This window comes from Ferrovibrio sp., assembly GCF_019636075.1.
Taxonomy (GTDB): domain Bacteria; phylum Pseudomonadota; class Alphaproteobacteria; order Ferrovibrionales; family Ferrovibrionaceae; genus Ferrovibrio.
On record NZ_JAHBYG010000051.1, the window covers coordinates 19,420 to 27,836 of the forward strand.

Consider the following 8,417-nt stretch of genomic DNA (forward strand, 5'->3'; position numbering starts at 1 on the left):
AAGCCCGCCGCGCCCCGGATATGGAGTGTGTTATGCATGTTGTGGTGATCGGTGCCGGTGTAATCGGCATGAGTACGGCCTGGGCCCTGGCGCGCGATGGGCATCGTGTCACGGTGCTGGAAGCCGGGCCGGAGCCGGCCACCGGCACCAGCCATGCCAATGGCGCGCAACTCAGCTACTCCTACGTGGCGCCGTTGGCCAATCCCGGCATCTGGGCCGATCTGCCCAAGCTGCTGTTCGGCCCCGGCGCCGCCGTGCGTTTCCGTCCCGGCCTGGATTTGCAGCAATACCGCTGGGGCCTGCAATTCCTGCGCGCCTGCAATACCGACATGGCGCGCAGCACCATCCAGGCGCTGTTGCGTTTGGCCTTCCTCAGCCGCGATATCCTGACCAATGCCGGGGATATTGCCGGGCTGGATTTCGATCATGTGCAGGCCGGCAAGCTGGTGGTTTATTCCGATGCCGCCAGCCTGCAGGCCGCCGCCGGCCTGGCGCAATACCAGAACACCCTGGGCTGCCAGCAGCAGGTGCTGGATCGCGATGGCTGTCTGGCGCGCGAACCCGCCTTGCGCCATATGGGCCATCGCATTACCGGCGGCATCTACACGCCGGATGATGCGGCCGGCGATCCCTACAAACTCTGCCTGGGCCTGGCCGGCCTGCTGGGTGGCCATAATGGTGGCGTGGACTTCCGCTTCAATACCCGGGTGATCAGCCTGCTGCGTGCCGGCAATCGTATCGGCGGCGTGGAAACCGAAGCCGGCATCGTGCAGGGCGATGCCTATGTGCTGGCCGGCGGCCTGGATAGCCGGGCGCTGGCCCTGCCTATCGGCATCGATCTGCCGATCTATCCGATCAAGGGCTACAGTTTCACCCTTGATGTTGCCGACGAGGCCGAGGCGCCGCGGGTGAGCATCACCGATTATGCCAACAAGATCGTTTATGCCCGCCTGGGCAACCGGCTGCGTATCGCTGGCATGGCCGATATCGTGGGTGCCGATCACAGCCTGGATTCCAGCCGTGTGCAGCAACTCGAACGCCAGGCCGGCGAAGCCTTCAAGCTGCCGCCCGGCCCGCGCCGTGCCTGGTGCGGCCTGCGACCGGCCACACCCACCGGCCGTCCGGTGCTGGGTGCCAGCGGGCTGGAGAATCTGTGGCTGAATGTCGGCCATGGTGCCTTGGGCTTCACGCTTGCCTTCGGTTCGGCCGCCGTCATCGCGGCCCTTCTGGGGCAGCGCGAGGCACCTGTGCCGCTGGCGGATTTCGCGCTGCATGCCGCTTAACCGAACTGCCTGAGCCAGCCGCGCGCCGCATCCGGCGTCATCGCGGCGGCGCCCATCACGGCGGCATGATCGGCAATCTGGTGCACCAGGGCTGCATTGTCTGGCGCAATGCTGCCATCGGCCAGCAGGATGTTATTCTCGAAGCCGACGCGGGCATGGCCGCCCAGGCCGATGGCGGAAAGCGCGCAGGCGGCCTCCAGCTTGCCGAAGGCGCAAACCGCAAAGGCGCCCCAGGCCGGCTGCCATGCTTGCAGAAACGGCAGCAGGTCGGATGGAGTGGATTGCTGGTCCTTTGCGTAACGGCCGAGCACGAACAGCACGAAATGCCTTTCGCCGGGAATCACGCCGCGCTGCACCAGGTCGCGGAAGCGCAGCAGATCCTCGGCCGAATACAGGATGAACTGCATCGACACTTCGGCCTTCCGCAGTTCGGCCAGAAAGCCGGCACCTTCGGATTCCGAGGCTGCATCGGGCAAAATCTCACGGATTGCCAGGCTGCAGGCTTCGGGCAACAGGGCGCGCATCGCCGCCATCTGGGCATGGCGATCATATACGCCGGCGGCTTCCGATGTGCATTGGATGATGATGCCGGTGCCGGCCTCGCGCCGCACGGCGGACACGGCATCGCGGTACAGGTCGGCGTCCAGGCTGTGGCCGCCATCCTGGTTGCGCACATGCAGATGGATCATCGCTGCGCCGGCATCGGCGCAGGCGGCAGCGCAAAGGCCAAGCTCATGCGCCGTCAGCGGCACTGCTGCATGATCGGCTTTCAGCTTGCGGGCGCCGTTGGGCGCCACGGCTATCAGGGCCTGGCCGTTCATGCGCCGATGCTTTTCAAGGCGGCATCCACCGCATCGCCCAGCCGCTCCACGATGGCATCCACATCCTGCGGCGTGATGATGAAGGGCGGCGCCAGCAGCACATGGTCGCCATGCACGCCGTCTATCGTGCCACCCATTGGATAGCACATCAGCCCGCGTGCCATGGCTTCGCGCTTGATGCGGGCATGCAGCTTGTGCTTGGGATCGAAGGTGGATTTATCGGCGCGGTCTTGTACCAGTTCGATGGCCTGGAACAGGCCGCGTCCGCGGATATCGCCCACATGGTGGTGATTGCCGAAGCGCGCTTGCAGGCGCTGGCTCAGCACCTCGCCCATAGCCCGCACATTGGGCAGCAAATTGTCGTCGCGCAGCACATTCTGCACGGCCAATGCCGCGGCGCAGGCAATCGGATGGCCCAGATAGGTGTGGCCATGCTGGAAAAAGCCGCTGCCCTGCAGAATCGCGTCGATGATATGCTGGCCGATCAGCACCGCGCCGATCGGCTGATAGCCGCCGCCCAGGCCCTTGGCGATCACCTCGATATCCGGCGCGATGCCTTCCCATTCGCTGGCATGCAACCGGCCGGTGCGGCCCATGCCGCACATCACTTCATCCAGGATCAGCAACACGCCGTATTTGTCGCAGATTTCGCGGATGCGCTTGAAATAGCCGGGCGCGGCAGTGGCGGCGCCGATAGTGGCACCTACCACCGGTTCGGCGATGAAGGCGATTACGCTGTCGGCGCCAAGCTCCAGGATTTTCGCTTCCAGCTCGTTGGCTGCACGCAGGCCGTAAGCCTCCGGCGTTTCGCCGTCCTGGCGCTCGCGATATTCATAGCTGGGTGCGATATGATGGGCCTCGATCAGCAGCGGGGCGAATTGCTGGCGCCGCCAGGCATTGCCGCCCACCGCCAGCGCACCCAGCGTGTTGCCATGATAGCTTTGCCGCCGCGCGATGAAATGCCGGCGTTGCGGCTGGCCTTTTTCAACGAAATATTGCCGCGCCAGTTTCAGGGCGGTTTCCACGCCTTCCGAACCGCCGGAGATGTAATAGACATGGCTGAGGCCCGCGGGCGCATCGGCAATCAGCCGGTCGGCCAGTTCTTCAGCCGGCTTGCTGGTGAAAAAGCTGGTATGGGCAAAGGCCAGCGCCTCGGCCTGTTGCTTGATCGCTTCGATCACCCTGGCATTGCCATGGCCCAGGCAGCTTACGGCGGCGCCGCCCGAGGCATCGATATAACGTTTGCCATCGGCATCGATCAGGTGGATGCCCTCGCCACCCACGGCAACAGGCAGCGGGGTTTGCATTTGGCGGTGCAGGATGCGGCTCATGAACGGGATTTCCCTGGCTTGGGTTGGGATTTGACTTGCGTTTTGGATTTCGGGCGGTCGGTCCAGTAGGTGTCGAAACTCGCCAACTGGCCCTCGGCATTGCGGATGGCATCGGCCACCTTGGCGCCGCCGCGTGCCGCCAGCAGGCCCAGCAGCATCTCTGCCGTGGCAAAAGCCGGCGTGAGGGCATGAAAGAAGGAGGGGCTTTCCGTGGGCACGATCAGGCTTACCTTAGCTTGGCGGGCCAAGGGCGATAATTCGGAATCGGTGATCGCCACCATGGCCGTGCCGCGCTGAACGGCAAAGGCGGTTTGTTCCACGGCGGCGCGGGTATAGGGCTCCAGGCTGATGGCAAGCAGCGCATCCTGCGGCCCGGCCTGGCGCAATGCATCGGTGCCGGTGCCGCCGGCGCCATCCAGCAGCAGGCCGTTATCGCGCAGCAAGCCGTATACATAGGCAAACTGGAACGCCACGCCGAAGCAGGAGCGAAACCCCAGCACATAAACCCGCCGCGCCCGTTCGATGGTTTCGGCTGCCGTCGTGAAGGCGTCGGCATTGCGGGCGGTGAGGTGGGAGACCTGGCTGGCCAGGGCCTGTTCCATCCGCTCCGGCAATCGTTCCCCACGCTTTTGCAGGCCTTCCGCACGGCTGGCGAAATCGCTGCCCGAAGGTTTGCGCCAGGCCGCTGCATGCACCTGCCGGAAGGCGGCGTAATCGGGAAAATCCAGTTGGCGCGCCAGGCGCAGCATGGTGACCGGCGGCACCCCGGCGCGGCGCGCCAGTTCCCGCATCGAAAGCAGGGCCACATCCTGTGGATGATCCAGCACGAATCGCGCCGCCTCGCGCAATTGCGGCGTCAGGCTGTCGAATTGCCGCACGATGCGGTCGCTGAGCGGAGCTGCCGTCATGCCGGCAAGTGAAACACGGTTTTTTCGTCTTTGCAACAAATGATTCAAATATGCCTATAATGAAACAAATGAATCGAATCCGGTGGGCCGGCCGGCCTGGGCCTGTCGATAAGGAATGCTTATACTCTTCTCGCATAGGCATTAGTGGAGGCGGGCATGGCGGATTTGCGCAATCTGGAAACCTTCGTTTGGGTGGCGCATCTGGGCGGGTTTCGCGCGGCGGCCGAAAAGCTGCACGCCACGCAGCCGGCGATATCCCAACGCATCGCGTTGCTGGAGGATGAGCTGGGCGTGAAGCTGTTCGACCGCGAACCGCGCGGCGTTGTGCTTACGCCCAAGGGCACGGAGCTGATGCCTTATGCCGAACGCATGCTGCAATTGCATGCCGATCTGCTGCAGGCGGCGCGCGAGAAAAAAGCCATGCGCGGCGTGGTGCGGCTGGGTGTGGCGGAAACCATCGTGCATACATGGTTGGCAAAGCTGATCGAACGCATGCACATGGTGTATCCCGGGATCACGCTGGAAATCGAGGTGGATGTGTCGCCGGCCTTGCGCGAACGATTGGTATCGCATCAGCTCGATATCGCCTTTCTGCTTGGGCCGGTAAGCGAACCGCGTATGCGCAATCAAGCTTTGTCCAGCTATCCCATGGCCTGGGTGTCCAGTCCGAATATAGATCTGGGGCCCGAGCCGGTGGCATTATCGCGCCTGGCGCAATGGCCGATCATTACCTATCCACGCAATACGCGGCCCTATATTGTCGTGCGCGAGATGATGACGCGTTCGGATTTTCCCGGGCTGCGCATGTATGGCAATGCTTCGCTCAGCACCATTGTGCGCATGACGCTGGATGGCATCGGCATCAGCGCGATTCCGCCGGTGGTGATCCGGCGCGAACTGAGCGAAAAACGGCTGCGCTTGATTCGGGCCGAGCAGAACCTGCCGGATCTGAATTTCACCGCCACTTATCCTGCCAAGCCGGATAGCTACATGGCCGAAGCTGTGCTGGAAATCGCCCGCGAAATCGCCGATACCGAGGCGCGGCGCCGGAATCGCCAGAGTAAGATTGCCCGTTTGCCTAAAAAGGCATAGAACGCAAAAATATTGGGCAAATATACCGATAAGAATTTCTTATCAAACTGCATCCAAATTCGGAATTAGACAAATACCTCTCCGGTATGATGCCATGGCTTCACAACAGTGGAGCCGGCCGCAAAGCGGCGGAGGGGAATATGAATGCCATGCCCGGCCAGGATGCTGGCCAAAATCGGACGCTTGCCCAGGATGCGGGCCATATCCGGATATTTTCCAGCGGCCATGCGGCTCGTCTGGCCATACGCAACGGCGAATATAGCGGCCCCACGGCAGGCATCGCGCCCGGTCTGGTGCAGGCCAACCTGGCTGTTCTGCCGCGCGCGTTGGCGGATGATTTCTTCCGTTTCTGTCATTTCAATCCCAAGCCCTGCCCGGTATTGGCGGTGACCGAACCCGGCGATCCGCGCCTGCCCGGCCTGGGTCAGGATGTGGATGTGCGCACCGATCTGCCGCGTTACCGGCTTTGGCGTAAGGGCGAGATGGTGGCCGAGGTGGCAGACCTCAAGGAAGTCTGGCGCGCCGATCTGGTTGCCTTCCTGATCGGCTGTTCGTTTTCGTTTGAAGAGGCGCTGATCGAGGCCGGCATCCCGCTGCGCCATATCGATGCCGGAACCAATGTGCCGATGTATCGCACCAATATCGAAACCGTGCCGGCGGGCCCGTTTCGTGGTCCGCTGGTGGTGTCCATGCGCCCGATGAAACCGGCCGATGCCATCCGCGCGGTGCAGATCACCTCGCGTTTCCCCGCCGTGCATGGCGCGCCCGTGCATATCGGCAAGCCGGAAATGATCGGCATCAAGGATATCATGAAGCCCGATTACGGCGATGCGGTTGCCGTGCATGAGGATGAACTGCCGGTCTTCTGGGCTTGCGGCGTCACCCCGCAATCGGTGATCGCCGCCATGAAGCCCGAATTCAGCGTCACCCACGCGCCGGGCTACATGCTTGTCACCGATCTGAAGAATACCGCCTTAGCCACTTCGTAAAAAACTCCCAAACAGGAAGGATATTGTAATGAAACGGTTCAAATCCCTTGCTCATGGCGCGCTGCTTGGCGCGTTTCTGGCCGCCGGCCTCGGCGCGTCTGCCGCATTGGCGCAGGATATGCCCAAGACCCCGCTGAAAGTGGTCGGCGCCTGGGGCAATCTGACCCAGTACAAGAATTTCGAGCAGCCTTTCTGGTCGAAGGAAATCACTGAAAAATCCGGCGGTGCGATCACGGCGGAAATCACGCCCTTCAACGAAATGGGCCTGAAGGGCGCCGAGATTTTCCGCCTGATGCGCCTTGGCGTGATCGATTTCGGCTCCACCGTGCTGGGTTATGTGGCAGCCGACGACGCCCGCAACGAAGCCGTGGATTTGGCGGGTCTCGCCCCCGATGTGGCCGCCGCGCGCAAGATTTCCGATGCTTACAAACCGGTTTACGACAAGTTCTATGGCGAGCGGTTCGGCATCAAGGTGCTGGGCATCTGGCCCTATTCGGCGCAGGTGCTGTTCTGCAACGGCGATATCAAGGGCCTGGCCGATCTGAAGGGCAAGAAGGTGCGCACCGGCAACCGCACGCTGGCGGAATTCGTGGAAGCCTTCGGCGGCACCGGCGTGACGCTGGCCTTCAACGAAGTTGTGCCGGCCCTGCAGAACAAGGTGGTGGATTGCGCCATCACCGGCACGCTCTCGGGCAATTCGGCCAAGTGGTATGAAGTGGCCACGCATATCTATGCCTTGCCGCTGGGCTGGAGCCATGTGATGCACGCCGTGAACCTGAAATCCTGGCAGAAGCTGGACCCCAAGGTGCGCGCATTGCTGGAAAAGGAAATCTCCGGCCTGGAAGACCGCATCTGGAAGGCGGCCGCCGAGGAAACCCAGCAGGGCTATGATTGCAATGCCGGCAAGGATAATTGCACCATGGGCACCAAGGCGAAGATGACCATCGTGCCGGTTTCCGATGCCGATAAGGCCTTGTTGAAGAAGGCGCTGTCAGACACCGTGTTGCCGAAATGGGCGGCGCGTTGCCAGGGCGATTGCGTCGCCACCTTCAACGACAGCATCGGCAAGGTGGTGGGGCTCACCGCCGCCGCCAAGTAAAGCAACAGCCAAGGGGGCGCTTCGGGCGCCCCCTTCCTTATCCGGAGATCGCCGATGATTGTGCTCGACCGCTGGCTTGCATTTGCCGATCGTCTGTCGCGCTATGCGATTTGGATCGGAGGCGCCATGGTGCTGGCCTCCGCCCTGCTGGTCTCCGTGGATGTGTTGTTGCGCAAGCTGCTGGTGATTTCGCTGGGCGGCGCCGACGAACTCTCCGGCTATGCCTTTGCCGTCGGCACCACCTGGGCGTTGGCATTCACCCTGCTGCGCCGCGCCAATGTGCGGGTGGATGCGCTTTATGTGCGGTTGCCACCGGCCCTCTGTGCGGTTCTCGATATCGTTGCCCTTGCCGCCATCGGCCTGTTTGTAGGCTTGCTCACCTGGCAGGCCTGGGCGGTGCTGGATACCTCGCTGGCCTTCCAGGCGCGGGCCACCACGCCATTGGCTACGCCGCTGTGGATTCCGCAAAGCCTGTGGTTAGCGGGGCTGGCGCTGTTCGTTTTCACTTTGGCACCATTGCTGCTGCGTGCGCTATTTGCGCTGCTGGGCGGCGACCTTGCCACGGTGCGCCGGCTGGCCGGTGCACGCAGCATCGAGGAAGATGCCGCCGACGAAGCTGCGCATACTGCCGCTATCAAAACAGATTCCAGCAAAATCGGGTGAATGATCCATGCTCGCCACCACGCTGTTTCTGCTTCTCGCGTTGCTGGCCGCGGCGCTTCCCGTAGCCGCGGCTTTGGGCAGCCTTGGCCTGCTGCTCGACAAGCTGTATTCCTCCATGCCGCTCAGCCTGGCGCTGGGCGAGGTGGCCTGGTCGTCATCGAAGGATTTCCTTCTGGTGGCGATTCCGATGTTCATTTTGCTCGGCGAAATCCTGCTGCGTGCCGGGGTGGC

9 protein-coding genes are annotated in these 8,417 nt (G+C 62.7%); 6 read left to right on the forward strand and 3 right to left on the reverse strand.

Annotated elements, in window-relative coordinates:
- The first annotated feature begins 20 nt into the window (after positions 1-20).
- Complete coding sequence (locus KF827_RS17175) at positions 21-1,283, forward strand: D-amino acid dehydrogenase (protein ID WP_291007975.1); 1,263 nt, start codon at positions 21-23, stop codon at positions 1,281-1,283.
- Here the strand turns inward: KF827_RS17175 and KF827_RS17180 are convergent.
- Genes KF827_RS17180 through KF827_RS17190 form a run of 3 tightly spaced genes read right to left on the reverse strand, consistent with a single transcriptional unit; the run spans position 1,280 to position 4,343 of the window.
- Entirely contained in the window at positions 1,280-2,104 is an 825-nt protein-coding gene (locus KF827_RS17180; RefSeq protein ID WP_291007978.1) for a 3-keto-5-aminohexanoate cleavage protein, read from the reverse strand. The two genes, KF827_RS17175 and KF827_RS17180, sit on opposite strands and share 4 nt — an antisense overlap.
- Complete coding sequence (locus KF827_RS17185) at positions 2,101-3,435, reverse strand: aspartate aminotransferase family protein (protein WP_291007981.1); 1,335 nt, start codon at positions 3,433-3,435, stop codon at positions 2,101-2,103. Before KF827_RS17185 ends, KF827_RS17180 begins: the two co-directional genes overlap by 4 nt.
- Complete coding sequence (locus KF827_RS17190) at positions 3,432-4,343, reverse strand: MurR/RpiR family transcriptional regulator (RefSeq protein WP_291007984.1); 912 nt, start codon at positions 4,341-4,343, stop codon at positions 3,432-3,434. Before KF827_RS17190 ends, KF827_RS17185 begins: the two co-directional genes overlap by 4 nt.
- A 156-nt stretch (positions 4,344-4,499) precedes the next feature.
- On the opposite strand from KF827_RS17190, the gene KF827_RS17195 reads away from it, so the two are divergent.
- From KF827_RS17195 to KF827_RS17215, 5 genes are all read left to right on the forward strand, one after another.
- Entirely contained in the window at positions 4,500-5,435 is a 936-nt protein-coding gene (locus tag KF827_RS17195; protein ID WP_291007986.1) for a LysR family transcriptional regulator, read from the forward strand.
- 140 nt (positions 5,436-5,575) lie between these two features.
- Positions 5,576-6,424, forward strand: a complete 849-nt coding sequence (locus tag KF827_RS17200) for a putative hydro-lyase (RefSeq protein WP_291007989.1) — start codon at positions 5,576-5,578, stop codon at positions 6,422-6,424.
- A gap of 28 nt (positions 6,425-6,452) precedes the next feature.
- Positions 6,453-7,523 carry a TRAP transporter substrate-binding protein gene (locus tag KF827_RS17205; protein ID WP_291007992.1) on the forward strand — a complete coding sequence of 357 codons (1,071 nt, stop codon included), beginning with the start codon at positions 6,453-6,455 and terminating at the stop codon, positions 7,521-7,523.
- A 54-nt stretch (positions 7,524-7,577) separates the two neighbouring features.
- Entirely contained in the window at positions 7,578-8,186 is a 609-nt protein-coding gene (locus KF827_RS17210) for a TRAP transporter small permease (protein WP_291007994.1), read from the forward strand.
- A gap of 7 nt (positions 8,187-8,193) precedes the next feature.
- On the forward strand, positions 8,194-8,417 hold a 224-nt coding region (locus KF827_RS17215), incomplete at its 3' end, for a TRAP transporter large permease subunit (RefSeq protein ID WP_291007997.1).